The organism is Microbacterium sp. NPDC058389 (assembly GCF_042722305.1).
Classification (GTDB): Bacteria; Actinomycetota; Actinomycetes; order Actinomycetales; family Microbacteriaceae; genus Microbacterium.
The window spans coordinates 161,016-185,088 of record NZ_JBHXJQ010000003.1 but is presented as its reverse complement, the minus strand read 5'-3'; the positions used below and the strand labels follow the sequence as shown (position 1 = coordinate 185,088).

The following is a 24,073-nucleotide window of genomic DNA, read 5'->3' as shown; positions in this document are numbered from 1 at the left end:
CGACACAGGGCGCACGAGGTCGGAGGTCGTCCACGACACGCCGGCACCGCTGCTCTGCACCCGGCCCGTCACGCAGAACCCCCTGCGCCCTGCACGGGGTTCTGCCGGGCTCAGCGGTGGGCGGAGAGGCTCGCGGCCTTCGCGAACGGCCAGCGCACCCCGGTGGCGGTCTCGGCGAACGACCACAGGCGCGCGGCGATCTCGGGATCGCGCGTGACCTTGGCGGCGGTCTGCCGGCGCGGCTCGCCACGCGAGCCGGTGCGGGGGCCCCAGAACTCGCCGCCCTCGATGTCGGGGTCGGTGAGCGCACGCACGAGGGGCCACGCGCCGTGCTCCTTCGACTGTGCGGCGACGGCCTGGAGGTTGTCGGCGAACCGCTTGGCGCGCGACGGCTCGTTGACGCCCACGATGCCGGGCGTGCGGCCGCCGGTCGAGTAGCCGGGGTGCGCGACGACGCTCTCGACCCGGACGCCCGCCTCGCGCAGCCGGCGGTCGGCCTCGAACCCGAACGAGGTCGTCGCGACCTTGGACTGCACGTAGGCCCGCCACGCGGAGTAGCCGTCCTTGAGCTGCGGGTCGACGGGGTCGTACGGGGTGAGCGCGGTCGACATGCTGCCCACCCACACCATGCGGCCGGAGGCCTCGGCGAGCGCGGTCAGCAGCTCGCCGGCGAGGGCGAAGTGTCCGAGGGCGTTGGTGGCGAACACGACCTCGTTGCCGTCGATCGTGGTCTCGCGGGTCTTGGGCGCGTGCACGATGCCGGCGTTCAGCAGCACGCCGTCCAGACCCCCGCGCCCGCGGACGCTCGCGGCCGCGGAGCGCACCGAGCCGAGGTTGGACGTGTCGAGGATGAGCGGCTCGGTGGCGTCGGGTGCGGCATCCACGACCCTCCGCCGGATCGCGGCGCGCGCGGCCGACAGGCGGTTGGGGTGGCGGGCCGACATGAGGACCTTCGCGCCCGCGCGCACGAGCTGCTCGGACGCGAAATACCCGAGCCCGGCGTTGGAGCCGGTCACGAGGTACACGCGACCTGACAGGTCGGGAAGGCTGCGGGGGTCCCACGTCACGGCTTCGACCCTACGCCCGCGGCGCACCTAGTCTGGACGCATGCGCACGCGGTCCGACATCGAATGCTGGCTCACCGACATGGACGGCGTGCTGGTGCACGAGAACACGCCGATCCCGGGCGCCTCCGAGCTGCTCGAGCAGTGGCGCGAACAGGGCGTCCCGTTCCTCGTGCTGACGAACAACTCGATCTTCACGCCACGCGATCTGTCGGCCCGGCTGCGGTCCTCGGGGCTCATCGTGCCCGAGGAGGCGATCTGGACCTCCGCCCTGGCCACCGCCGATTTCCTCCGCTCGCAGATGCCGGGCGGATCGGCGTTCGTGATCGGCGAGGCCGGCCTGACGACCGCACTGCACGAGGCCGGGTTCATCATGACCGAGACCGACCCCGACTACGTGGTCGTCGGCGAGACCCGCAACTACTCGTTCGAGGCGATCACGAAGGCGATCCGCTTCATCGGCGCCGGCGCACGGTTCATCGCGACGAACCCCGACGCGACCGGGCCTTCGACCGAGGGCGTGCTGCCGGCGACGGGCGCGATCTCGGCGCTCATCACGAAGGCGACCGGCATGGAGCCGTACGTCGTCGGCAAGCCGAACCCGATGATGTTCCGCTCGGCGCTCAACCGCATCGGCGCGCACTCCGAGAACACCGGCATGATCGGCGACCGCATGGACACCGACGTCGTGGCCGGGATCGAGGCGGGCCTGCACACTGTCCTCGTGCTCTCGGGCATCAGCGACGCGGCCGAGATCGCCCGCTACCCGTTCCGTCCCGACGAGGTCCTCACGTCGGTGGCCGAGCTGCTTGACCTGGACCCCGTGGAGTCCGAGGACCCCGAGCTGCTCTGAGCACTCGCGCGGAGACTCGCGCGTCTCCCGCATGTCCCACGGGATCGGTTCACCTGCGCTGGACGCGCTCACCGAGCTGCAATCACCGCACGCCCAGCGCAGGTGGACCCATTCCGTGGGGTTCCTGCTCACGTCGCCCGCGCGATCCGGCAGGGGGATGCCGGGGCTCGCGGCATCCACTCCCCTGCCCGGCGCGCTCGCGGACGACCAGCCGCGGGCGGGAGCGGGGCGTCGGGCTTCCGCAGCGCCCGCCGCCCCGCTCCGGTCTCTCAGGCCGCGACGACCGTGCGGACGTCGAGGTCCGCCGCGTCGAGCCGCGCGCGCAGGTCGGCGTCGATCACGAGGTCGGCCGCCGCGAGCAGCTCCTCGAGCTGGGCCACCGTCGTCGGCCCGATGATCGGGATCACCGGCACCTCCCCGCCGAGGAGCCATGCGAGGGCCACCTGGTTGGCCGTCGCTCCGAGCTCGGCGGCGACGTCGTGCAGCACGCGCACGCGATCGCGGTTCGACGCGTGGCGCATGGGCGCCCACATCGGCTTGTCGTCCCGCGTGAACGCCCCCTGGTGTAGAGGCGAGTACGCCGCGATGGTCAGCGGCGGGCGACCGTCGACGCCGGTGGAGGCGACGTAGTCGAGCAGGTCGACCGTGACGTCGCTGGTGCGGCCGGCCGCCGGGCTCGCGTAGACGTAGCTGTACCCCTGCTGGACGAGTCCGTAGGGATCGACGCCCTGGCGCAGTGCCTCCTCGCGCGCCTCGACGAGGCGCCACACGGCGATGTTCGAGATGCCCGAGATGCCGACGAGGCCCTCTCGCTGCAGCTCGCCGAACGCGGCGACGGTCTCGGCCACCGGCGTCTCGCGATCGTCGACGTGGCCGTACAGCACATCGAGGCGGTCGATGCCGAGGTGGCGCAGGCTCTCGCGGGCCTGGCGGGCGACGACCTCGGCCGACAGGCCTTCGAAGTTGGTCGGCTCGACGTTCTGCAGAGGCAGCGCCGGGTCCTTCTTGGCGGCGCCGAGCTTGGTCGCCAGGCGCACGTCGCCGAGGCCGCCGCGCCGGCGGATCCACTCGCCGAGCACGTCCTCGCTGTCGCGGCCGTGACCGCCGACCCAGGCGTTGTAGTTGTTCGCGGTGTCGACGAAGGTGCCGCCGGCGTCCACGAAGCGGTCGAGGACCGCGAAGGAGGTCGCGGCATCGACGCGGGTGCCGAAGAACATCGTGCCCAGGCACAGGGCGGAGACGTCGAACGACGTCGAGCCGTTGGAGATGGTGCGGTTCTGCATGGCAGTCCTTTCGGTGGGGTGCCTCCATCGTGGAACCTCTGCGGTCTGGGAGTACGATCCGATCAAATGGTGAACATCCAGACCAATTCGATCGCGTGGGAGACGCTCCTCGACCTCGCCGCGTACGACGGCCCCCGGCACGTGCGGCTCGAGCTGGCGGTGCGGGATGCCGTCGCCTCGGGTCGCCTGCCGGCCGGGGCGGCCCTCCCCCCGAGCCGCCTGCTCGCCGCGTCGCTCGGCGTCTCACGGTGGGTCGTCACCGAGGTGTACGGCCGGCTCACGGCCGAGGGGATCCTCGACGCCCGCACCGGATCCGCGACGCGGGTGGCCGCCTCGGTCGGGATCACCGCGCCACGGCCGGCGTCGGCGCCCGCCGCGCCGCTACGGCGGCCGCGCTTCGACCTCGTCCCCGGTGTGCCGGACCTGCGCCACGCACCCCGGGCGCTGTGGCTGCGGGCGATGACCGAGACGTTGGCCGAGACGCCCGACGCTGAGCTGTTCCGGCTCGACGGCGAGGTGCCGGCAGCACGCGCCGCGGTCGCGGCGTACCTGTCGCGCTCGCGCTTCGCGCGCGCCGACGCCTCATCGGTGGTGGTGACGCACGGCGCGACGGACGGCATGCGCCGCATCGCCCGCACGCTGCGCGGGCTCGGACACGCCGCCCTGCTCGTCGAAGACCCGTCGTGGGCGCGCATGCGCCAGGTCGCCGCCGCGGAGGGCCTGGCCTCGGTGCCCGTGCCGGTCGACGAGCACGGGGTCGACGTCCCGGCGATGGTCGCGGCATCCACCCGCACCGGCGCCCGCGCGGCCCTCGTCACGCCGGCGCACCAGTTCCCCGTCGGCGCCGCGCTGTCGCCCGAACGCCGCGAGGGGCTGCTGGCGTGGGCGCGGGCGGTCGACGGCGTCGTGGTCGAGGACGACTACGACGCCGAGTTCCGCTACGACCGCCGCCCGATCGGCGCGCTGCAGGCGATGGCCCCCGACCGCGTCGTGCTGGTCGGCAGCCTCAGCAAGACGGCCTCCCCTGCCTTCGGGGTCGGCTGGCTCGTGCTGCCGACGTGGCTGCAGGGGACGATCCGGGATGCCGGTGCCGCGACCCCCTCGACGCTCGACCAGCTCGCGCTCGCGCGGTTCCTCACGACGGGCGGCCTCGACCGGCACCTCCGAGCCGCGCGCACCCGCTACCGGCGACGGCGGGAGGCGCTGCTCGCCGAGCTCGGCAGAGCACTGCCGGAGTGCCCGGTCTCGGGTATCGCCGCAGGCCTGCACGTCGTCCTCGATCTGCCGCCGGGCGTGCGGGCTGCGGACGTCGTCCGCGGCGGGGAACAACACGATCTCGGCCTGTCCGACATCCGCCGCTACCGTGTCTCGCCGGACGCCCCGGCACCCGAACGCCTCGTGCTCGGCTACGGCGACCTCGCCGATCCGCTGGTCGCCGAGGCCGTGCGCCTGCTCGCGCAGGTCGTGCGGAACGCCGGACGCGGCCTGTAGGGTCGCGGCATGATCTCGCAGTCCGACCAGACGCTCCTGCTGGCGGTCTCGGCCGTCATCGTCCTCGCCACGCTCATCGTCGTCGTGTGGCAGCTCTGGCGCGGCCGCGGCAAGCGGGACGACTGAGCCTCAGCGCGAGACCAGGGCCTCGTCGTCGACGCGGCCGAGCTTGTCGGGGTTCGCGATGGAGTAGATCTGCGTGACGCGCCCGTCCTCGACGGTGAGGGTGACGACGCCCGCCAGCACCCCGTCGAGCTCCATGCGGATGCCGGGCAGGCCGTTGATCCACGTCGGCGAGGCGACGAGCGTGCCGGTGACCTTCGACATGCTCCCGACGAGGTAGCGCGCCAGCTTGTCGGAGCCGATGATCGGCCGCCGTGCGGCCCCGCGGACCTTGCCGCCGCCGTCCGCCACCGACACGACGTGGGGCGCCATGACGTCCATGAGCCCTTGGAGGTCACCCGTGTTCAGCGCCGCCACGAAGCGCTCGACGACCTCCTCGTGCTCCGCGGGCATCACGGGGACGCGCGGGCGCCGGGCGGCGACATGGTCCTTCGCGCGGTGCGCGATCTGCCGCACCGCCGCGGGGCTCTTGCCGACGGCATCCGCGATCTCGTCGTAGGGGACGTCGAACACCTCGCGCAGCACGAACACCGCCCGCTCCGCCGGCCCCAGGGTCTCGAGCACCGTGAGCATCGCGATCGACAGGCTCTCGGCCAGTTCGACGTCCTCCGCCACGTCGGGGCTCGTGAGAAGCGGCTCGGGCAGCCACTCGCCGACGTACTCCTCCCGGCGGCGCGAGAGCGTGCGCAGGTGGTTGAGCGCCTGCCGCGTCACGATGCGCACCAGGTAGGCGCGCGGCTCGGCCACCGTGGCGTGGTCGACAGCGGCCCACCGCAGCCACGACTCCTGCAGCACGTCCTCGGCGTCGGCGGCCGACCCGAGCATCTCGTAGGCGACGGTGAACAGCAGGTTCCGGTGCACGACGAACGGGTCGTCGGCGAGGGGCATGCTCATGCGCGCGAGCCTACGCGGGCGATCCGACGGCGGGGCGCTGCGCGAGCGGTGCCAGCCCGCACGCGTCGGCGAACTCCTCGGAGTGGATGCCGAGCGCCACGTTCATGCGGGCCGACATGTTCATGAACGCGACGCGTGCCGCCAGCTCCACGAGTCCTGCGGCACCGAGGTCGGTCAGCAGCGCGTCCGACAGCTCGTCGGTCACCGCCGGCGGGGTCTGGCTGGCCGCCTCGGCGTACTCCATCACGCGACGCTCCCGCGGCGTGAAGACCGTCGCCTCGCGCCAGCGCGGCACCTGGCGCACCTTGGCCTCGTCGAGGCCGTGGTTGTGCGCCAGGAAGTAGTTGTAGTCGAGGCAGAAGCTGCAGCCGATCGTCGCGGCCGCCGCCATCACCGCGTACGACGCGAGGTCGGGGTCGAGCTCGTGCCAGCCCTCGGTCTTGCGACCGATGCTCATCGAGTCCTTCATGACGCCCTGGTGGTGCCACAGCACGCCGAGGGAGTCGGGGACCTTGCCCGCCATCTTGCGGGCCATCGCCTTGATGGCGGCTCCCTTCAGGCCGGTGATCTCCGCCGCGGGGATGCGAGTGGTGCTCATGTCTTCCTCCATGTCGTGGAACGAGTCCTTCGCACATGGAGACACCGGCCGCCGCCGGCGTGTGACACTCCTCGGCGGATTACTGCGGCGAGAGCCCCAGATCGTCGAGGTCGATCGCGGCGAGCCACTGCAGGCCCTCGGCCTCGACGGCGGCCTGCGCCCCGGTCTTGCGGTCGACGATGACGGCCACCGCGACGGGCTCGGCGCCTTCGCGGCGCAGCGCCTCGACGGCCTTGAGCGCCGACTGCCCGGTGGTCGAGGTGTCCTCGACGACGACGACGCGCTTGCCCGCGATGTCGGCGCCCTCGACCTGGCGGCCCCGGCCGTGGTCCTTGGGCTCCTTGCGCACGACGAACGCGTCGAGCGGGGCCTCGGTGCGCGCCGACTCGTGCATCACGGCATTGGCGATCGGGTCGGCCCCGAGCGTCAGCCCGCCGACGGCGACGATGCCGTCGACGTCGCGGATGAGGTCGAGCATGATGCGCCCGATCGCGGGGGCGGCGCGGTGGTCGAGCGTGAGCTTGCGCATGTCGACGTAGTACGTCGCCTTCTTGCCGCTGGACAGCGTGAAGTCGCCGTGGAACACCGCCTCGTCCTGGATGAGGCCGATGAGGCGCTGGCGGTCGGCTTCGAGCTCGGGCGTGGAGGCGGCGGTCATGCCGTCGATTCTACGGATGCCGCATCCGCACGCCCGAGCCCGGTCGTGGTTCAGCCGAGGAACGTCGCCAGCCAGTCGAGGTCGTCGGCGCGGTCGAGGCGGTACACCCCGCCGGTGCCCGCGCACGTGCTGTTCTTGCCGAAGGACGTGACGCCGGCGATGACGTCGGAGCTGCCGATGAAGTTCGGGCCGCCCGAGTCGCCCGAGCACGTCCCGCCGGTGTGCGCGTTGTTCGACAGGATCAGCGAGCCGTCACCGGTGTAGCCGGTGTTGATCGAGATGAGCTGCGGGGTCGAGACCATGCGCAGGCGCTCGGACTGGGTCTTCCACGACGCGGCGTCGGGGAAGCTCTTCTGCAGGCCGTAGCCGACGGCGGTGAAGGTGCGGTCCTGCTTGCCCTTCTTGCTCGCGAGCACGTCGAGCTGGTTGAGCGCCGGCAGCGACGCGTAGTGGTCGAGGATCACCGGCTCGTCGAGCACGACGACGCCGAGGTCGTAGAGATAGAACGCCGCGTCGTCGTACTGCGGGTGCGTGTACGGCGTGCCCGACACCTCGCCGGTGGTCGGGTAGCCGTGGGCCGCGGCATCCCTCACGTCGTCGTCGAACCACAGTTCGACGTGGGTCGCCCCGAACGTGCAGTGGCCCGCCGTGACGTACACCGTCGGCGACACGAGCGTGCCGCTGCAGCGCCAGGCCGGGCCTTCGTCGTCGAAGGCGACCATGAGGCCGACGTTCGGGTGACCGTCGCCGTCGGGGACACCGTCGGTGATGGCCTGGGCCGGTGTGCCGACCGACAGGAACAGCAGAGCCGCTGCGGCAGCGGCGAACGCGAGCGCGGGTTTGCGCATGTCATACCCCTTCCCTGGGTAGCGCGAGCCTCTCAGCCCCCGGCGGGTCTGGCAAGGGGGCCGACGTCGGCGGCCCCGCATAGGCTTGACCCCATGCGCCTGGCCACCTGGAACGTCAACTCGATCCGCGCGCGGGTCGACCGCATCGTCGACTTCGCGGTGCGCGAGCACATCGACGTGCTCGCGATGCAGGAGATCAAGTGCAAGACCGAGCAGTTCCCGTTCGACCGGTTCGAAGAGGCCGGGTTCCACGTCGAGGCGTACGGCTTCTCGCAGTGGAACGGCGTCGCGATCGCCAGCCGCGAGCCGATCTCGGACGTGCGTACGGCGTTCCCCGGCATGCCCGGCTTCGAGAAGGGCCACAACGGCCCGGACGCCCCGCAAGAGGCCCGCGCGATGGGCGCGACCATCGGCGGCGTCGAGGTGTGGAGCCTGTACGTGCCGAACGGCCGGTCGCTGGGCGACCCGCACTACTTCTACAAGCTGGACTGGCTGTCGGCGCTCGAGCAGTACACGCGCGAGTCCCTGACGGCGAACCCCGACCTGCCGCTGGCCCTCGTCGGCGATTTCAACATCGCCCCGACGGATGCCGACAACGGCGACCCGACCGTCGTCCAGGGTTTCGCCACCCACGTGTCGCCGCCCGAGCGCGAGGCGTTCGCGGCCCTCGAGGCGGCCGGCCTGCAGGACGTCGTTCGCCCGCTCATCCCGACCGGCTTCACCTACTGGGACTACAAGCAGCTGCGCTTCCCCCGCAACGAGGGCATGCGCATCGACTTCATCCTCGGCTCGCACGCCATCGCCGACGCCGTGACCGGCGCGACGATCCACCGCGACGAGCGCAAGGGTGAGGCGCCCAGCGACCACGTGCCGGTGGTCGTCGACCTCGACCTCGAGGGTGAGGACGACGACGACCGTCCGATGATCTTCTGACCGCTCAGCTCGCGGCCGCGTCTGCGGCCGCCTCCGCGGCGGCCAGCAGGACGCACGTGGCGACGGCATCCATTGCGGCACGCACCTCGTCCAGCGGCGGCATGCTCGGCGCGAGGCGGATGTTGCGGTCGAGCGGGTCGTCGCCGTGGGGGAAGGTGGCGCCGGCCGGCGTGAGCGCGACGCCCGCCTGCTTCGCAAGCTCCACCACGCGGGCAGCCGTGCCGGGGACGACGTCGAGCGAGACGAAGTAGCCGCCCTTCGGCCGCGTCCACGACGCGACTCCGCGCCCGCCGAGGCGCGACTGCAGCACCTCTTCGACGACGGCGAACTTCGGCGCCAGGATGCCGCGGTGCCGGCGCATGAGGGCGCGCACGCCGTCCGCGTCGCCGAAGAACAGGACGTGGCGCAGCTGGTTGAGCTTGTCCGGACCGATCGACTGGACGCCGAGGTGACGCGTGTACCAGGCGATGTTGTCGGGCGAGGCCGCCAGGAACGAGACGCCGGCACCGGCGAACGTGATCTTCGAGGTCGAGGCGTACATCAGCACGCGGTCGGGGTTGCCTGCGGCGACGGCGAGTCCGAGCGCGTCGGCCGATACGGTCTCTTCGTCGGTGAGGTGGTGCAGCGCGTAGGCGTTGTCCCACATGATGCGGAAGTCGGCGGCCGCTGTCGGCATCGAGACGAGCCGTCGGGCTGTCTCGGCCGAGACGACCGAGCCGTCCGGGTTGGCGTAGGTCGGCACCACCCAGATCCCCTTGATCTGCGGGTCGTCGGCGACGAGTCGCTCGATCAGGTCGATGTCGAGCCCGTCGGCGGTCTGCGGGACGGGGATCATCTCGATCCCGAGCTCCTGGGTCACAGCGAAGTGGCGGTCGTACCCGGGGACCGGGCAGAGGAACTTCACGGACGCTTCGCGCCCCCACGGCCGGGACGAGCCGGGCACCCCGAACAGCACCGCGTACACGAGGGTGTCGTACATGAGCGTCAGACTGGCGCTGCCCTGCGCGAGCAGCTGGGCGGCGGGCACGCCGAGCAGCTCCGAGAAGATCGCGCGCAGCTCAGGCAGCCCTTCGAGTCCGCCGTAGTTGCGCACGTCGGTGCCGTGCGCGTCGGTCACCTCCGCCCCGGGAAGGCTCAGCAGATCGGCCGAGAGGTCGAGCTGCTCGGCCGACGGCTTGCCGCGCGTCAGGTCGAGCCGCAGGCCCTGCTGAGCCAGTTCGGCGTAGGCGGCGCGGCAGGCGTCGAGGTCGAGGGGGGCGAGAGGTGCGGGGGCGGTCACGAGAGGCGACTCTACGCGCGAGAGGCACGTCGCATCGATGGATGCCGCCCACCGCGGCCGACCGGCAGCAGCGGGTGGCGGCATCCGTGTTGAGAAATAATCGTGGAGCGCGTCATGAAACGCGTTCGCGGGCGTCTTGCTGTGTGTCCCCCCATTGCGCATGGGCCCGCTCACCAGCGGTTTCCCAGCGCGTGTCGTTAGCCTGGCGCCGATCTGCCGTCGCCGGCCGAGCCCCCGAAGCGCCATCCGGCGAGGAGATAAGTGACCACCCCCATCCGTGCCGTCGCCGACGGCCCGCTGCGTGAGCGCTCCGACGAGGAGCTCGTCGTCGCCACGCGCGCGGGCGACGACGCCGCCTACGCGGTGCTGTGGGAGCGTCACGTCGCGAGCGGCCGCAACGCGGCGAGGGCGGTCAGCCCGAACGTCGATCCCGACGACATCGTCTCGGAGGCGTTCACGTCGATCCTCTCCGCCATCCGCAAGGGCGGCGGACCGCAGGAGGGCTTCCGTCCCTACCTGTTCGCGACCATCCGCAACGTCGCGGCGTCGTGGGGGCGCCGCACGCAGGAGACGCCGCTCGACGACCTCGACGAGCGGGCCGCGGACTCGGCCGCCGAGTTCGCGGAGCTGGTCGCCGACCGCTCCGTGCTGGCGCAGGCGTTCCGCGAGCTGCCCGAGCGCTGGCGGGAGCTGCTCTGGTACGTCGAGGTCGAGGGCATGAAGCCGCGCGAGATCGCGCCGCTGCTCGGCATGAGCGCGAACGCGGTCTCGGCTCTCGCCTACCGTGCCCGCGAGGGGTTCAAGCAGGCGTGGCTGCAGGCGCACATCAGCGACCCGGCCCGCCCCGCTGAATGCCGCTGGGTGTGCGAGCTCCTCGTCGCCAGCGAGAAGAAGCCGGTCAGGCGCGGCGATCGCCGACGCCTGGACGCCCATCTCCACGAATGTCAGGCGTGCCGCATCGTCGCGGCCGACCTCGAGCACGTGTCGCAGAAGCTCCGCGTGGTGCTGCTGCCTCTTGTCCTAGGCGGGGCTGGGGCCCTTGCCTACACCTCCGATGCCGCCCCGGCCGCGGCATCGGTGGTCGCCGGATCGCCCACCGGGGGTGGCGGGGCATCCGGCTCCGGGGGACAGGCGCCGGGGGGCGCCTCCGGCGGGGGTGCCGGCGCGGGGGGCGCCGGCACCGCTGCCGTCCCGGTCACGGCGATCGGGATCGGCGTCGGGGTGCTCGCGGTGGCGGCCGTGGCCGCCGTCGCCATCGCGCTCGCGCCGTCGTGGAGTGCACCGGCCCCGCAGCCGGTCGCGGCCGAGTCCACGACGACGGAGGAGGAAGCCGCCGAGCCGGTCGAGTCTGCGCCCGACGACGCGGTGGCGGAGCCCGCCGACGCACCGCCCGCGGACGCCGTCGACGCGCCGGTGGTCGCGCCGCCGACGGCACCGCGGACCGTCGCGCCCGACCGGCCCGTCGACCCCGCGCCGGCGCCGGTGTCCACGCCTGTCGCGCCTGTCACGCCGGTGCCCGAGCCCAGCACCCCGGCACCCGAGCCGAGCACTCCGGCACCCGAGCCGACCACGCCGACCCCGACGCCGACCCCGACGCCGACTCCGACTCCGACGCCGACGCCGGATCCCGAGCCCGTGGTGACCGCGACCGCCCGCCTCGACGCCCCGGCCGATCTGTCGGCACCGGTCCCCGCGCCGATCAGCGGCACCGGCGTCGCCGGGGCGAGCGTCGTGCTGCTCGACGAGGCGGGGACGGTCCTCGCGCGCACCACGGCGGACGCCGGCGGCCGGTTCTCGGCGGCGATCCCCGGCGATCTGCTCCACCCGGGGATGACCGTGCACGCGGTGCAGACGGCTTCGGGCCTGCGGGAGTCCGCGCCCAGTGCGCCCGTCGGCCCGTTCGCCCTCCCGGTGCCGACCGTCACGTCGTCGGACGGCACGCTCGACGCCCGCCTCGAGGATCTGGACTTCGACTTCCGCGCCGACGACCTGACGCTGCTGCTGAGCGGGCAGCGAGGTCAGACGGTGGCCGTTGCGGTGGACGGTGTCTGGACCGGAAACCTCCACACGCTCACCGGCGCGCCGCTGCGCCGCGTCGTGTACGACGTGTCGCCCGGCGACCACGTCCTCGGCATCCGCTACGTCGACGCCGCCACCGGCCGCGAGGGCCGTGTCGCGTACGTCACTCTGCACGTCTCCGCGCGCTGACCCGCAGCCTCGTTGCACCGGGCGGCGCGTCGACGGTGCGCAATCGGGGACCATGCTCCCCAGGACAGCCTCCTCATCTGAGGGACAGAGCCGAGATGCGGTGCGCACCGCACGTGGGGCTCCGCATCTCGGCTCCCCTCCTCAATTGAGGAACGGGGGAACGGGGCGTCCCGGCCGCCGGCATCCCTCCGCGCGGGACTCAGCTGCCCATCGTGCCCGTCTGCACGGGACCTGCCGCGGGACCGTAGCGCAGCTGCACGACGCCGAGCGGGCCCGACGACGCCGGCTCGAGCAGCGTGACGTTCGCCGGCGCAGCGCCGTCGGGGAAGACCTTCTTGCCCTGGCCGAGCACGACCGGGTACACCCACAGGGTCAGCACGTCGAACAGCTGCTCGCGCAGCAGCGTCTGCGCGAAGTCGATGCTGCCGATCACGTGGATGCTGTCGTGCCGGTCGCGCAGCGCCCGCACCTCCGCCGCCAGATCGGTCCCGAGCTGCGACGAGCCCGCCCAGTCGAGGGAGGGCGTGCCACGCGAGGCGACGTACTTGGGAACCTCGTCGAACTTGCGCCCGATCCCGCCGTCCGGACCGTCGGTGTGGTTCGGCCAGTACCCCGCGAAGATGTCGTAGGTGCGCCGCCCGAGCAGCAGGGCGTCGAGCTCCTCGATGCCCTGCCAGATCGCGGCCCCGATCTGCTCGTCGGGGAACGGCGCCTGCCAGCCGCCGAACGGGAAGCCGCCCGACGGGTCCTCCTCGGGACCGCCGGGCGCCTGCGCGACGCCGTCGAGCGTGGTGAACAGATCGATGTAGATGCGGCCGGTCATGACCGCCTCCCTTCCACGAGGGGGCTCATGCGACGAGCACGACCCCCGGTTCGATGCGGAACGTCTGCGCGAACCGCTCCAGCAGCGTCGCGTCTCCTGCGACGACGGCCAGCACCTCCTGGTCGATCGCCTCGGCCGGTGTCAGCTCACCCGAGATGAGGCGACGGATGCCGGGCCCCGCGGCGAACACCAGCTCGGGCTCGCCCGTGGTCGAGGCCTGGGTCCCGAGCCGCGGATCCACCGGTCGCCCGGCGGGCTGCACCTGCGCGATCCGCAGGCCCGAGGCGTCGACCTGCACGCGCAGCACCACGTCGCCGATGTGCAGCTCGTAGTCGGCCGGAGGGAGCGTGGTCGCGGCATCCCCCCGGAAAGCGGTGCGCAGCGCCATCGTCAGCGAGTCGGCCGTGACCACGTCGTCGGGCTGCGGGTCGCCCATCTGGGCGAAGCCCCACCGGCCGAGCGCGAGCACGATCGGCTCGAGCTCGCGCCCGTACGGCGTCAGCTCGTACACGAGTCCGCAGTGCAGCATCGGCACGCGGCGCACGACGCCGCTCTCCTGCAGCTCCTTGAGCCGTGTGGAGAGGATGTTGGTGGGGATCTTGGGCAGACCCTGCTTGAGGTCGGTGTAGCGGCGAGGGCCGACGAGCAGATCGCGGACGATGAGGAGCGCCCACCGCTCCCCGATCAGCTCGACGGCCGTCGTGACCCCGCAGTACTGCCCGTAGCTGCGGGAGGCCACTTACGCCTGCGCCTGCTCCGACAGATAGGCGTCCGGGCCCTGCTCCACCGCCTGCGGCTCCATGAAGAAGAACTCCACGCCGTTGCCGTCCGGGTCGTCGAGGTCGCGGCTGTACATGAAGCCGTAGTCCTTGGCCTCGGTGGGCTCGACGCCGCCCGCCGCCACACCTGCGGCGATGGCCTTGTCGACGTCCTCGCGGGAATCGCGGCTGAGCGCGATCAGCACCTGGGCCTGCCCGCGCGAGGGGACGACCTGCTTGTCGGTGAAGGTCGCGAAGTAGGCCTCGGTGACCGCCATGAAGTAGACGTTGTCGTCCCAGACGATGCATGCGGCGTTCTCGTCGGTGAACTGCGGGTTGATGCTCGCGCCCAGCGCCGTGTAGAACGCCTTCGACCGCTCGAGGTCGCTCGTCTGGATGTTGACGAAGATGTGCGTCATTGCCGTGCTCCTTGTGCCCGTCTCGGTGTCGCCTCACGCGTTGGCGAGAGTGTCTCACCCGGTTGGTGAGCTTGTCTCACGCGGTTGGTGAGCTTGTCTCACGCGGTTGGTGAGCTTGTCGAACCATAGTTGCAAAAAACAAGCAAGCTTGTCAATAGCAAGTAACGAGATCCCTCTCCCCCGTAAGACGGATGCCGCGACCCGCCGCGATCCGTACCGTGGAGGCATGCCCGACCAGTCGCCCGCCCACCCTCTCCGGCGCACACCGCCGACCCCGCGCGAGCTGCGGGGCGACGTCTGGCTCGCCGCGGGTCTCTTCGTCTCAGCCATCCTGAGCAGCGCGCTCGGGTCCGTCGCCGGCGTCTACGGCGGCGACGCCGCCGAGGGGCTGCAATGGGCGCTGCTGTACGCGCTCGCCCTGACCGCCCCGCTCGCCGTGCGCCGCCGGTATCCCGAGATCGTGGTCGTCGCGGTCGCCGTCGTCTTCTTCGTGGGCGTGACGTTCCGCATCCCCGACCTGTACGTCGCCAACGTCTCGATGTTCATCGCGATGTACACGGTCGGCGCGTGGGTCGACGACCGGCGTCGCGCGATGTGGGTGCGCGCCGCCGTCATCGTGGGCATGTTCGTGTGGCTGCTCGTCACCATGTTCCAGGCCGCCATAGACCCCTCCGACGAGAGCCTCTCCCGGGCCGGGCTCTTCTCGCCGTTCGCGGCCATGATGCTCATCCAGCTGCTCATCAACGCCGCGTTCTTCGGCGGCGCGTACTACATGGGCGACCGCGCGTACGCGGCGGCGATGGAGCGGACCGCCCTCGAACAGCGCACGCGCGAACTCGAGCGCGAGCGCGAGGTGACCGCCGCACAGGCTGTCGCGCTCGACCGTGTCCGCATCGCGCGCGAGCTGCACGACGTCGTGGCCCACCACGTCTCGGCGATGGGGGTGCAGGCGGGCGCCGCCCGCGCGGTGCTGGACCGGGATCCGGATGCCGCCCGCTCCGCGCTCCTCGGCGTCGAGGCGTCGGCGCGCTCCGCGCTGGTCGAGCTGCGGCAGCTGCTGGAGACGCTGCGCACCTCCGCCGCCGATCCGGACGGCGGGTCGACCGTCCATCTGTCGGCGCTGCCCGACCTCGTCGCGCACGCGAATGACAACGGACTGCCCACGACGCTCACGGTCGTCGGCGACCCGCTGCCGCTCCCCGACCTCGTGCAGGTGAACGTGTACCGCATCGCGCAGGAGGCGCTCACGAACGCGCGTCGCCACGGCGGGCCGGATGCCGCCGCCGACGTCCGGCTGCGCTACGGCGACGACACCGTCGAGCTGGAGGTCGTCAACACCGGGCGCGCGGTGATCACGCCGATGCGCCCGGGACTCGGCCTCGTCGGCATGCGCGAGCGTGCCGCCGCGTCGGGTGGCGAGCTCGAGACCGGGCCCCGGTCGCGCGGCGGGTTCCTCGTGCGGCTGCGGGTGCCGCTCGCCGCGCACGCGGAGGCGGTCGCGTGAACGCGCCCATCCGCGTGCTGCTCGTCGACGACCACGCCGTCATGCGCGCGGGGTTCCGCATGATCCTCGAGTCGGCGGGCGACGTCACGGTCGTCGGCGAGGCCTCGACCGGCGTGGAGGCGGTGTCGGCGGCATCCACGCTTCGTCCTGACGTGATCTGCATGGACGTCCAGATGCCCGATATGGACGGACTCGAGGCCACCCGGCGGATCGTCGGGGACGCGGCCGTCGGGTCCGCGGTGGTCGTCGTGACGACCTTCGACCGCGACGACTACCTGTTCGACGCGCTTGCCGCCGGGGCCAGCGGCTTCCTGCTCAAGAACGCCGGGCCCGAGGAGCTCCTCTCGGCGGTGCGCGTCGCCGCCGCGGGCGACGCGCTGCTCGCTCCCGAAGTCACACGACGCGTGATCGCCCGGTTCGCTGCGACGCCGGTGCCGGCCCTTCGGGACTCGCCGGGCACGCTCGCTCCGCCGCCGGCCGCGGCGTCCGCCGAAGCGCACCCCGCCGTCGATCTCACCGAGCGCGAGGCCGAGGTGCTGAGCCTCGTGGCGCAGGCCATGAGCAACGCCGAGATCGCGCAGCGCCTGTACATCGGCGAGGCGACGGTGAAGACGCACGTGTCGAACCTGCTGCAGAAGCTCGGCGCCCGCGACCGCGTGGCCGCCGTCGTGTACGCGCACCGCCACGGGCTGGCCTGAAACGACGGATGCCTCGGCCCCGGAGCCCGCGAGGGGCTCAGGGCCGAGGCATCCGTCGGCTGGAACGGGATCGGCGGGAGGCCGATCCACGAGGGTGTCAGGCCGCGACGGCGACCGGCGCGTAGCGCTCGACGAGAGCGCCGAAGGCCTCGAGGTAAGCCACGAGGAACTCGGCGGTCTGCTCGTTGGTGACCTCGCCGGCCTCGGTGAACAGGCCCGGGGTGCTCTGGACGTAGCCCTCGGGCTGACCGAGCGTCGGAGCGTTGTAGTGGCTGAGGATCGCCTTGAGGTGCTGCTGCGCGGCCGCGGTGGCGATGCCGCCGCCCGACGTGCCGATGACGGCGGTGGGCTTGCCGTTGAACGAGCCCTGGCCCCACGGACGGGCGGCCCAGTCGAGGGCGTTCTTGAGCACACCGGGGATGGAGCGGCTGTACTCGGGCGTGACGATGATGACGCCGTCGACGTCGTCGATGGCCTGCTTGAAGTCGCGCGCGACCTGCGGGTAGTCGGCGTCGAAGTCAGGAGAGTAGAAGGGGAGGTCCGCGATCGGGATCTCGACGAGGGTGGTGCCCTCGGGGGCGAGACGCTCGAGCGCCTTCGCGAGGCGGCGGTTGATCGAGGTCGACGAGATGCTGCCGACGATGTAGCCGATGGTCCGGTCGGTCATGTTCCTGCTCCTTGAAAACAAAAGGCGTCCCCGGCGGGGATCCACCGTGGACGTTCCACATCCATGCAAGCACATGAACCTGGGATCTATTCCGCCGTATGTACACGGGCGTCACATCTCCCCCGCCCCTCCCGGCATCTCCCCCTCGCGGGGGAGGCGCCGCCCCAGGACCTCCCCCTAGCTTCGGAGGAGGACGAAAGGGGACCAGATGCTGCAGCTGAGCGGTGTCACCAAGAGCTACGGCGGACGCCGGGCGCTCGACGGAGTGTCGTTCGACGTGCGACAGGGCCGGCTCACCGGCTTCGTCGGCGGGAACGGCGCCGGCAAGACCACGACCATGCGCATCGTGCTCGGCGTGCTCGCCAAGGACTCCGGGACGGTGACGCTCGACGGCACCGAGGTGACGGCATCCGATCGCCGCCGCTTCGGCTACATGCCTGAGGAGCGCGGTCTGTACCCGAAGATGAAGGTGCTCGAGCACATCGTGTACCTCGCGCGCCTGCACGGCTTCTCGAAGGCGGATGCCACGACCCGCGCCCGCGCGCTGCTCGAGCAGCTCGGACTCGGGGAGCGCCTCAACGACAACGTCGAGACCCTCTCGCTGGGCAACCAGCAGCGCGCGCAGATCGCCGCGGCGCTCGTGCACGACCCCGAGGTGCTGATCCTCGACGAGCCGTTCTCGGGCCTCGACCCGCTCGCCGTCGACGTCGTCGCCGGCGTGCTGCAGGAGCGCGCCGCGGCCGGGGCCGCCGTGCTGTTCTCGTCGCACCAGCTGGACGTCGTCGAACGGCTGTGCGACGACCTCGTCATCATCGCGGGCGGCACGATCCGCGCCGCCGGCGCCCGCGACACGCTGCGCGCCCAGCACTCGACCCGCCGCTTCGAGCTGGTCTCGGCCGGAGACGCCGGCTGGCTGCGCTCCGAGCCCGGCGTCGACGTGCTCGACTTCGACGGCGGCTTCGCCGTGTTCGATGCCGACAGCGACGAGACCGCGCAGCGCGTGCTGCGCCGGGCGGTCGCACAGGGGGATGTCGCGAGCTTCGCGCCACAGCATCCCTCCCTCGCCCAGATCTTCAAGGAGGTCATCCAGTGAGCAACGCACCCGCCGCCACCGGCCTCGGCGCGCCGCAGGCCATCTGGCTCGTCGCCGAGCGCGAGATCGCGTCGAAGCTGCGCAGCAAGGCCTTCGTGATCTCGACCGCGATCCTGCTGCTCGGTGCCCTCGTGCTGGTGATCTGGGGCGGCTTCCAGGCCGCCAACCAGACCGGCACGCCGGTCGCCGTCACCGCAGACGCCCAGCAGTACGTCGAAGGCCTTCCGGGCCTCGAGGTGACCGAGGTCGCCGACAAGACGGCCGCCGAGGCGCTCGTCAAGGACGGCACCGTCGACGCCGCCGTCGTGGGCGACTCGTCGTCGCCGATGGGCTTCACGGTCGTCGCCGACGACACGGCGCCCACGCAGCTGATGCTCACGCTGGCGCAGCTGCCGCCGGTCGAGCTGCTGAACCCGGAGGGCGGCGAGGCCGCCGCGCTCGGCTACATCGCCGCGATCGGCTTCGGCATCGTGTTCCTGCTGGCCGCGTCGCTGTTCGGCAGCACGATCGCGCAGAGCGTCGTCGAAGAGAAGCAGACCCGCGTGGTGGAGCTGCTGATCTCGGCGATCCCGGTGCGCTCGCTGCTCGCGGGCAAGGTCATCGGCAACACGATCCTCGCGATGGGGCAGATCCTGGTGCTCGCCTCGATCGCGATCATCGGCCTCACGGTCACCGATCAGACGGCACTGCTGCAGGGCCTCGGGGCGCCGATCGCGTGGTTCGCGATCTTCTTCCTGTTCGGCTTCATCCTGCTCGCGTCGCTGTTCGCCGCCACCGCGTCGATGGTCTCGCGTCAGGAGGACATCGGGTCGACCACGATGCCGATCACGATGCTGATCATGGCGCCGTACTTCCTCGTGATCTTCTTCAACGACAACCCGCTGGTGCTGACGATCATGTCGTACGTGCCGTTCTCGGCGCCCGTGGGCATGCCGATGCGCATCTTCCTCGGCCAGGCGCAGTGGTGGGAGCCGCTCGTGTCGCTCGTGATCCTGGTCGCCACGTGCGTGGCCGCGATCCTGGTCGCCGCGCGGATCTACCAGAACTCGCTGCTGCGCATGGGCGGCCGCGTGAAGCTCACCGAGGCCCTGGCGGGCTGACGCCCGCGCGGTGCGGATTCGGGATGCCTCGGCCCGGCGCTTCGGCGCCGGGCCGAGGCATCCTCGCGTTCAGGGCTGGGCGGCCAGCTCGTCGGCGGCGGCGGAGCCTGCCGCGACGGTGCGCGTGAGGAAATCGAGGACCGTCTGCAGCTCGTCGGTCGTGAAGTCGTCCATAAGGTCCCCCATCGCCGTGTTCATGCCGGCGAGGAGGTCGAACAGCTCGCGATTGCGGTCGCGCAGGGCGACGACGCGCACACCACGCCGGTCGGCGGGGTCGCGTTCGCGGGCGACCCAGCCGGCGCGCTCGAGTCGGTCGATGACTCCGGTGAGCGTCGCGGGATGGATGCCGGAGCGCTGGGCGAGCTCCCGCGGGCTCAGCGAACCCTCGGCGAAGACCAGGTTGTAGCACTCCAGGTCGGTGTCCTTGAGATCGAGGCGCGCACCGACGCGGCGCTGCAGCACCGACAGCTGCAGCGAGGTGTCGTTGAGCGCGCGGCGGATGCCCGCCTGCACCGCACCCCGGGCGGGGTTGACGGCGGCATCCTCATTTCGTATGGTTTTCATATCATCCGATATTCGAATAGAACGACACTCGTATGACGAGCGTATCGCAGACGACAGGAGCGCGCCCATGTTCTTCGACATCGTCCTCGGGATCGCACAGGCGATCCTCGGACTCTTCTTCCTCTTCGCCGGACTCCCCAAGATCCTCGGGCGCGGGCTCTCGCGCTGGATCGGCTTCGACGCCGTGCCACGCGGACTCACCATCGCGATCGGCACCGCCGAGGTCGCCGCCGGCGCGGCGCTGCTGATCGCGCCCGTGACCGGCCTGCTGCTGTGGAGCGTGCCGCTGGCCGCTCTGGGGATCGCGGCCATCTCGCTGGCCGCGAGCGGCTTCCACCTCCGGGAACGCGAATGGCTGCCCGCACTCGAGACGGCGATGTGGGCCGCCCTCGGCACGACGGTCGCCGTCGCCCGCTGGTCGCTGCTCGGCGCCGCGCCGCTCGCGACGGGCGTGGTGCCCGGCGTGCTGGCCTGCATCCTGCTGCCCGCGCTCGCGGTGAACCTCACCCTGCTGCTGCGGGCGCCGGCCGGGACGATGCCCGAACCGGCGCCCGCAGCGCCCTGATCCTCGTCCCGAGCTAGTGCCCGGGCCGCACGACGGGGACCTCGTTCCCGTCGGCGTCGACGAGGCGCCCGCCGACGAAGGCATCGCCCTCCTGGAGCGCGTCGAGCTGGTCCTCGCGCACGGCCCGCGGCGGAGCGGCGGCCATAACGGACGGGCCCGTCGAGTTCCCGGCGCGCAGGTGGTTGAAGAGGATGTTGAGCAGGATCGCGACCACCGCCGACGAGCTGATGCCGGAGTCGAAGATCGTGCGGAACCAGTCGGGCATCTCGGCGTAGATGTCGGGGGCGGCGATCGGCAGCATGCCGATGCCGATCGCCGACGCGACGATGATGAGGTTCATGTTCCCGCGGTAGTCGACCTTGGCGAGGGTGCGGATGCCGCTCGCGGCCACCGTCCCGAACAGCACGATCCCGGCACCGCCGAGCACGGGAGCCGGGATGGCGGCCACGGCGCGGCCGAGCACGGGGAGCAGTCCGAGCACGACGAGGACCACACCTCCGGCCGTCACGACGAACCGGCTCCTCACCCCGGAGATCGCGACGAGGCCGACGTTCTGCGCGAAGGCACTCTGAGTGAACGACCCGAACACGGGCGACACCGCGCTCGACAGCATGTCTGCCCGCAGGCCTGCGGCGATCCGCTTGGCGTCGACCTTCGTGCCGACGATCTCGCCGACCGCCAGGATGTCGGCCGTCGTCTCGGTCAGCGTGACCAGGATCACGATCAGCATCGAGACGATGGCCGCGATCTCGAACGTCGGCAGCCCGAACGCGAACGGCGTGGGGAGCGCGACGAAGGGACCGTCGCCGACGGCCGAGAAGTCGACCATCCCGAACAGGGCGGCCACGACCGTGCCGACGACGATCGCCAGGAGGATCGACAGCCGCGACACCGCGCCGACGCCCACCTTGCTCAGCAGCAGCACCACGACGAAGGTGCCGCCGGCGAGTGCGAGATTCGCCGGCGAGCCGTAGTCGTCTGCGCCGGGATCGCCGCCCATCGCCCACATCGCCGCGACGGGGATGAGCGTGAGTCCGATCGTGGTGATCACGGCACCGGTCACCACCGGCGGGAAGAACCTGATCACCGTCGCGAAGACGGGCGCGATGAGCAGGCCCACGAGGGACGCGACGATCACGGATCCGAAGATCGCGGGCAGCCCGCCCCCGCTCGTGACGATGGCGCCCATGGTCGCGACGCCCGCGAACGACACACCCTGCACGAGGGGCAGCTGCGAACCGAACCAGCGCACGCCGACGGTCTGCAGGATCGTGGCCAGGCCGCCCATGAACAGGCACGCCGTGATCAGGATCCCGATCTCGCCCTGGTCCAGCCCGGCGGCGGAGCCGATGATGAGCGGCGGGGCGATGATGCCCCCGTACATGGTGAGCACGTGCTGGAGCCCGTAGGCGATCGTGCTTCCGAGCGGGAGCCGCTCGTCCTCGGGACGGGCGGACGCCACGCGTGACTTCTTCGTCTGGGCGACCGCGTCGTTGCGGTTGTGGGTCGACATTGCATTGCCTCTCTCGTTCTGTTGGTCGCCGGAGTCGGGCCGGCACCCTCGCGGGGATCCGCGGAATGGATGCCGCGATCAGGCGGCGCGGGCGAGCAGCCGGCGTGCGGACTCGCTGTGATGAGCGATGAGCTGCGGCACGTCGAGGTCGACGAGCTGGCCGTCGGTGACGCGCCAGCGCCCGCCCACCATGACGCGGTCCGCGCGGTCGGCGCCGCACAGCAGCAGCGCGGCGAGCGGGTCGTGGCTGCCGGAGAACCGCAGCTCGTCGAGGGTGAACATCGCCAGATCTGCCTGCCGTCCGGGCGACAGCACTCCGATGTCGGTGCGCCCGAGGGCCGCGGCGGAGCCGGCCGTCGCCCAGCCGAGGGCGCGCTCGGGGGTCACGCGCGCCGCACCGTAGCGGAGCCGCTGGAGGTACAGCGCCTGTCGCACCTCCTGGATCATGTTCGAGCCGTCGTTGGAGGCCGAGCCGTCGACCCCGAGCCCGACCGGGACGCCCGCCTCCTCCAGCTCGACGGCGCGCGCGATGCCCGAGGCCAGCCGCATGTTCGACGTGGCGCAGTGCGACACCGCCGCCCCGGCCGCGCCCAGTCGCGCGATCTCGTCGTCGTCGAAGTGGATGCCGTGGGCGAGCCACGTGCGGTCGGACAGCCAGCCCACGCTCTCGAGGTAGTCGACGGTGCGCAGGCCGAACCGTTCGCGGCAGAAGTCCTCCTCGTCGAGCGTCTCGGCCAGGTGCGTGTGCAGGCGCACGTCGAGGCTCTTCGCCAGAGCGGCGGTGTCGCGCATCACTTCCGTCGTGACGGAGAAGGGCGAGCACGGCGCCAGCGCGATCTGCACGAACGCGCCGTCGCGCCTGTCGTGGTAGGCCGAGACCAACCGCTCACTGTCGGCGAGGATGGTGTCGGCATCCTGCACGGTCTGCTGCGGCGGGAGACCGCCGTCCCGCTCGCCGAGCGACATCGACCCGCGCGTGAGGGTCGCCCGCATGCCGAGCCGGCGCACGACGTCGACCTGGACGTCGATGCCCTCCTCGAGGCCGCTCGGGAACAGGTAGTGGTGGTCCGCGGCCGTCGTGCACCCCGACAGCAGCAGCTCGGCGAGGGCGACGGTGGTCGCGAGTTCGAGGTCGCGCGGCGTCAGCCCCGCCCACACCCCGTACAGGCCCTTGAGCCACGGGAACAGCTCGGCGCTCACGACGGGCGTCCATGCCCGAGTGAGCGTCTGGTAGAAGTGGTGGTGCGTGTTGACGAGACCCGGCGTGATGACGTGCCGCGACGCGTCGAACACCTCCGCGTGCGGCGACGAGGGCACTCCGCCCGGCGGCACGAGCTCGACGATCTCGGCACCGTCGACGACGATGCCGCCGCCCGCGTCGGTGCCGTCGCCGGTGTAGATCGCGAGCGGGTCCTTCAGCCAGAGTCCGGCTGCTGTCGTGGTCACTGTTCGACTCCCATCGGATGATGTGGAGCCGAGGAGCCGGCCCCACAAAGGGGCCAGCTCAGTGACGACCTGTCTGCTGATCCAGGCGACCTCCGGCGTTGGAGGTCCGGGCGACGACGTGGCGTCGCCCGCGATTCCGTATCCTGGATACTACTGTCTGCATTGCGGAAGTCAACCCTCAGATGCGCGCGACCTACTCCCCCATCATCTCCGGCGTCATCACGCCGACCGAGATCACGTTGCCGGCGGGGTCCCGGAACCACGCGATGTCGGGTCCGCCCATGAAGCCGCGCGAGACGCCCTTCTCGTCGGTGCCGTAGTCGGGGTCCGTGTAGATCTTGGTGACGACGCCCCGCGCGTTGAGGTCGTCGACGGCCGCGTCGATGTCGTCGACCCCGAAGTTCAGGATCGTGAACACCGCCGGCTGGTGGTCCTCCTTGGGGTACACGAAGACGCTTCCGCCCGCGGGGAGCTTGAACGTGAATCCTCCGCCCATCTCCTCCCAGACGGTGACGTCGAGCCCCAGCGTGTCGCGGTAGAAGGCCACGGCCGCGTCGATGTCGGGGACGGCGAAGCTCGAATACGCCCGTTCTGTGGTGAACATCTCATCCTCCCAGTGATCGGTCCCGACTCAACGATCCTCCTGCCCCCGGGGGCTGTCCAGGGGTGCCCGCTCGCTCCTTCGCGGCAC

The 24,073-nt window shown here is 71.6% G+C and carries 24 protein-coding genes; 9 read left to right on the top strand and 15 right to left on the bottom strand.

The features are described from left to right. Window positions 1-110 precede the first annotated feature (110 nt). Window positions 111-1,067 carry an SDR family NAD(P)-dependent oxidoreductase gene (locus tag ACFWJ8_RS06065; protein WP_378809860.1) on the bottom strand — a complete coding sequence of 319 codons (957 nt, stop codon included), beginning with the start codon at window positions 1,065-1,067 and terminating at the stop codon, window positions 111-113. Window positions 1,068-1,107: 40 nt separating this feature from the next. On the opposite strand from ACFWJ8_RS06065, the gene ACFWJ8_RS06060 reads away from it, so the two are divergent. After that, window positions 1,108-1,917: an HAD-IIA family hydrolase gene (locus ACFWJ8_RS06060; RefSeq protein WP_378809859.1), complete on the top strand. Its 810-nt coding sequence runs from the start codon at window positions 1,108-1,110 to the stop codon at window positions 1,915-1,917. Window positions 1,918-2,186: 269 nt separating this feature from the next. On the opposite strand, the gene ACFWJ8_RS06055 is transcribed toward ACFWJ8_RS06060, so the two are convergent. Continuing rightward, window positions 2,187-3,200 (bottom strand): aldo/keto reductase, encoded by a 1,014-nt coding sequence (locus tag ACFWJ8_RS06055; RefSeq protein ID WP_378809857.1) that lies wholly within the window; start codon window positions 3,198-3,200, stop codon window positions 2,187-2,189. A 66-nt stretch (window positions 3,201-3,266) separates the two neighbouring features. Here ACFWJ8_RS06055 and ACFWJ8_RS06050 point away from each other — a divergent pair, with 66 nt between their 5' ends. After that, the gene (locus ACFWJ8_RS06050) at window positions 3,267-4,691 is read left to right on the top strand and encodes a PLP-dependent aminotransferase family protein (RefSeq protein ID WP_378809855.1); all 1,425 of its coding nucleotides are present in this window, start codon (window positions 3,267-3,269) and stop codon (window positions 4,689-4,691) included. 129 nt (window positions 4,692-4,820) lie between these two features. On the opposite strand, the gene ACFWJ8_RS06045 is transcribed toward ACFWJ8_RS06050, so the two are convergent. The 4 genes from ACFWJ8_RS06045 to ACFWJ8_RS06030 form a co-directional block, all read right to left on the bottom strand. Continuing rightward, window positions 4,821-5,708: an RNA polymerase sigma-70 factor gene (locus ACFWJ8_RS06045; RefSeq protein WP_378809854.1), complete on the bottom strand. Its 888-nt coding sequence runs from the start codon at window positions 5,706-5,708 to the stop codon at window positions 4,821-4,823. 10 nt (window positions 5,709-5,718) lie between these two features. After that, on the bottom strand, window positions 5,719-6,306 hold the full coding sequence (locus ACFWJ8_RS06040) for a carboxymuconolactone decarboxylase family protein (protein WP_378809853.1): 588 nt from the start codon (window positions 6,304-6,306) through the stop codon (window positions 5,719-5,721). Between the two features lie 79 nt (window positions 6,307-6,385). Then, window positions 6,386-6,964, bottom strand: coding sequence for an orotate phosphoribosyltransferase (pyrE, locus tag ACFWJ8_RS06035; RefSeq protein WP_378809852.1), 579 nt, complete (start codon window positions 6,962-6,964; stop codon window positions 6,386-6,388). Between the two features lie 50 nt (window positions 6,965-7,014). Beyond that, a complete protein-coding gene (locus tag ACFWJ8_RS06030; RefSeq protein ID WP_378809851.1) occupies window positions 7,015-7,812 on the bottom strand; it encodes a trypsin-like serine protease in 798 nt (265 codons plus the stop codon). A gap of 93 nt (window positions 7,813-7,905) precedes the next feature. Between ACFWJ8_RS06030 and ACFWJ8_RS06025 the strand changes: the two genes are divergently transcribed. After that, the gene (locus ACFWJ8_RS06025) at window positions 7,906-8,745 is read left to right on the top strand and encodes an exodeoxyribonuclease III (protein WP_378809850.1); all 840 of its coding nucleotides are present in this window, start codon (window positions 7,906-7,908) and stop codon (window positions 8,743-8,745) included. A 4-nt stretch (window positions 8,746-8,749) separates the two neighbouring features. Here the strand turns inward: ACFWJ8_RS06025 and ACFWJ8_RS06020 are convergent, their stop codons facing one another. Further along, complete coding sequence (locus ACFWJ8_RS06020; RefSeq protein ID WP_378809849.1) at window positions 8,750-10,024, bottom strand: aminotransferase; 1,275 nt, start codon at window positions 10,022-10,024, stop codon at window positions 8,750-8,752. A gap of 261 nt (window positions 10,025-10,285) precedes the next feature. On the opposite strand from ACFWJ8_RS06020, the gene ACFWJ8_RS06015 reads away from it, so the two are divergent. Next, on the top strand, window positions 10,286-12,232 hold the full coding sequence (locus ACFWJ8_RS06015) for a sigma-70 family RNA polymerase sigma factor (RefSeq protein ID WP_378809848.1): 1,947 nt from the start codon (window positions 10,286-10,288) through the stop codon (window positions 12,230-12,232). 199 nt (window positions 12,233-12,431) lie between these two features. Here the strand turns inward: ACFWJ8_RS06015 and ACFWJ8_RS06010 are convergent, their stop codons facing one another. Genes ACFWJ8_RS06010 through ACFWJ8_RS06000 form a run of 3 tightly spaced genes read right to left on the bottom strand, consistent with a single transcriptional unit; the run spans window position 12,432 to window position 14,232 of the window. Next, the gene (locus ACFWJ8_RS06010) at window positions 12,432-13,055 is read right to left on the bottom strand and encodes a dihydrofolate reductase family protein (RefSeq protein WP_378809847.1); all 624 of its coding nucleotides are present in this window, start codon (window positions 13,053-13,055) and stop codon (window positions 12,432-12,434) included. A gap of 25 nt (window positions 13,056-13,080) precedes the next feature. Then, on the bottom strand, window positions 13,081-13,794 hold the full coding sequence (locus ACFWJ8_RS06005) for a winged helix-turn-helix transcriptional regulator (RefSeq protein ID WP_378809846.1): 714 nt from the start codon (window positions 13,792-13,794) through the stop codon (window positions 13,081-13,083). Further along, window positions 13,795-14,232, bottom strand: coding sequence for a VOC family protein (locus tag ACFWJ8_RS06000; RefSeq protein ID WP_378809845.1), 438 nt, complete (start codon window positions 14,230-14,232; stop codon window positions 13,795-13,797). It abuts the gene before it with no gap. A 226-nt stretch (window positions 14,233-14,458) separates the two neighbouring features. Between ACFWJ8_RS06000 and ACFWJ8_RS05995 the strand changes: the two genes are divergently transcribed. Continuing rightward, window positions 14,459-15,736 (top strand): sensor histidine kinase, encoded by a 1,278-nt coding sequence (locus ACFWJ8_RS05995; RefSeq protein WP_378809843.1) that lies wholly within the window; start codon window positions 14,459-14,461, stop codon window positions 15,734-15,736. Beyond that, window positions 15,733-16,434, top strand: a complete 702-nt coding sequence (locus ACFWJ8_RS05990; RefSeq protein WP_378809841.1) for a response regulator — start codon at window positions 15,733-15,735, stop codon at window positions 16,432-16,434. The genes ACFWJ8_RS05995 and ACFWJ8_RS05990 overlap by 4 nt, the downstream gene beginning before the upstream one ends. A gap of 97 nt (window positions 16,435-16,531) precedes the next feature. On the opposite strand, the gene ACFWJ8_RS05985 is transcribed toward ACFWJ8_RS05990, so the two are convergent. Continuing rightward, window positions 16,532-17,101 (bottom strand): NADPH-dependent FMN reductase, encoded by a 570-nt coding sequence (locus ACFWJ8_RS05985; RefSeq protein WP_378809839.1) that lies wholly within the window; start codon window positions 17,099-17,101, stop codon window positions 16,532-16,534. Between the two features lie 208 nt (window positions 17,102-17,309). Between ACFWJ8_RS05985 and ACFWJ8_RS05980 the strand changes: the two genes are divergently transcribed. Beyond that, complete coding sequence (locus ACFWJ8_RS05980) at window positions 17,310-18,194, top strand: ABC transporter ATP-binding protein (protein WP_378809837.1); 885 nt, start codon at window positions 17,310-17,312, stop codon at window positions 18,192-18,194. Then, a complete protein-coding gene (locus tag ACFWJ8_RS05975; RefSeq protein ID WP_378809835.1) occupies window positions 18,191-19,294 on the top strand; it encodes an ABC transporter permease in 1,104 nt (367 codons plus the stop codon). Before ACFWJ8_RS05980 ends, ACFWJ8_RS05975 begins: the two co-directional genes overlap by 4 nt. A 69-nt stretch (window positions 19,295-19,363) precedes the next feature. Here the strand turns inward: ACFWJ8_RS05975 and ACFWJ8_RS05970 are convergent, their stop codons facing one another. Then, complete coding sequence (locus ACFWJ8_RS05970; protein ID WP_378809834.1) at window positions 19,364-19,858, bottom strand: MarR family transcriptional regulator; 495 nt, start codon at window positions 19,856-19,858, stop codon at window positions 19,364-19,366. 67 nt (window positions 19,859-19,925) lie between these two features. Between ACFWJ8_RS05970 and ACFWJ8_RS05965 the strand changes: the two genes are divergently transcribed. After that, the gene (locus ACFWJ8_RS05965; RefSeq protein WP_378809833.1) at window positions 19,926-20,423 is read left to right on the top strand and encodes a DoxX family protein; all 498 of its coding nucleotides are present in this window, start codon (window positions 19,926-19,928) and stop codon (window positions 20,421-20,423) included. 13 nt (window positions 20,424-20,436) lie between these two features. Here ACFWJ8_RS05965 and ACFWJ8_RS05960 read toward each other — a convergent pair whose 3' ends face one another. The 3 genes from ACFWJ8_RS05960 to ACFWJ8_RS05950 all read right to left on the bottom strand — a co-directional run bounded on the left by ACFWJ8_RS05960 (window position 20,437) and on the right by ACFWJ8_RS05950 (window position 23,986). Beyond that, complete coding sequence (locus tag ACFWJ8_RS05960) at window positions 20,437-21,936, bottom strand: nucleobase:cation symporter-2 family protein (protein ID WP_378809831.1); 1,500 nt, start codon at window positions 21,934-21,936, stop codon at window positions 20,437-20,439. A 78-nt stretch (window positions 21,937-22,014) separates the two neighbouring features. Next, window positions 22,015-23,382: an 8-oxoguanine deaminase gene (locus tag ACFWJ8_RS05955; RefSeq protein ID WP_378809829.1), complete on the bottom strand. Its 1,368-nt coding sequence runs from the start codon at window positions 23,380-23,382 to the stop codon at window positions 22,015-22,017. Window positions 23,383-23,575: 193 nt separating this feature from the next. Beyond that, entirely contained in the window at window positions 23,576-23,986 is a 411-nt protein-coding gene (locus ACFWJ8_RS05950; protein WP_378809828.1) for a VOC family protein, read from the bottom strand. Window positions 23,987-24,073 lie beyond the last annotated feature (87 nt).

Excerpts from the sequence above, each read along its gene's own strand:
- ACFWJ8_RS05980 (WP_378809837.1), top strand. The coding sequence starts at position 17,310 with ATGCTGCAGCTGAGCGGTGTCACCAAGAGCTACGGCGGACGCCGGGCG.
- ACFWJ8_RS06055 (WP_378809857.1), bottom strand. The coding sequence starts at position 3,200 with ATGCAGAACCGCACCATCTCCAACGGCTCGACGTCGTTCGACGTCTCC.
- ACFWJ8_RS06040 (WP_378809853.1), bottom strand. The coding sequence starts at position 6,306 with ATGAGCACCACTCGCATCCCCGCGGCGGAGATCACCGGCCTGAAGGGA.
- ACFWJ8_RS05995 (WP_378809843.1), top strand. The coding sequence starts at position 14,459 with ATGCCCGACCAGTCGCCCGCCCACCCTCTCCGGCGCACACCGCCGACC.
- ACFWJ8_RS06045 (WP_378809854.1), bottom strand. The coding sequence starts at position 5,708 with ATGAGCATGCCCCTCGCCGACGACCCGTTCGTCGTGCACCGGAACCTG.
- ACFWJ8_RS05950 (WP_378809828.1), bottom strand. The coding sequence starts at position 23,986 with ATGTTCACCACAGAACGGGCGTATTCGAGCTTCGCCGTCCCCGACATC.
- ACFWJ8_RS06060 (WP_378809859.1), top strand. The coding sequence starts at position 1,108 with ATGCGCACGCGGTCCGACATCGAATGCTGGCTCACCGACATGGACGGC.
- ACFWJ8_RS06025 (WP_378809850.1), top strand. The coding sequence starts at position 7,906 with ATGCGCCTGGCCACCTGGAACGTCAACTCGATCCGCGCGCGGGTCGAC.
- ACFWJ8_RS05985 (WP_378809839.1), bottom strand. The coding sequence starts at position 17,101 with ATGACCGACCGGACCATCGGCTACATCGTCGGCAGCATCTCGTCGACC.
- ACFWJ8_RS06010 (WP_378809847.1), bottom strand. The coding sequence starts at position 13,055 with ATGACCGGCCGCATCTACATCGATCTGTTCACCACGCTCGACGGCGTC.
- ACFWJ8_RS06050 (WP_378809855.1), top strand. The coding sequence starts at position 3,267 with ATGGTGAACATCCAGACCAATTCGATCGCGTGGGAGACGCTCCTCGAC.
- ACFWJ8_RS05965 (WP_378809833.1), top strand. The coding sequence starts at position 19,926 with ATGTTCTTCGACATCGTCCTCGGGATCGCACAGGCGATCCTCGGACTC.
- pyrE (WP_378809852.1), bottom strand. The coding sequence starts at position 6,964 with ATGACCGCCGCCTCCACGCCCGAGCTCGAAGCCGACCGCCAGCGCCTC.
- ACFWJ8_RS06000 (WP_378809845.1), bottom strand. The coding sequence starts at position 14,232 with ATGACGCACATCTTCGTCAACATCCAGACGAGCGACCTCGAGCGGTCG.
- ACFWJ8_RS05960 (WP_378809831.1), bottom strand. The coding sequence starts at position 21,936 with ATGTCGACCCACAACCGCAACGACGCGGTCGCCCAGACGAAGAAGTCA.
- ACFWJ8_RS06030 (WP_378809851.1), bottom strand. The coding sequence starts at position 7,812 with ATGCGCAAACCCGCGCTCGCGTTCGCCGCTGCCGCAGCGGCTCTGCTG.
- ACFWJ8_RS05970 (WP_378809834.1), bottom strand. The coding sequence starts at position 19,858 with ATGAAAACCATACGAAATGAGGATGCCGCCGTCAACCCCGCCCGGGGT.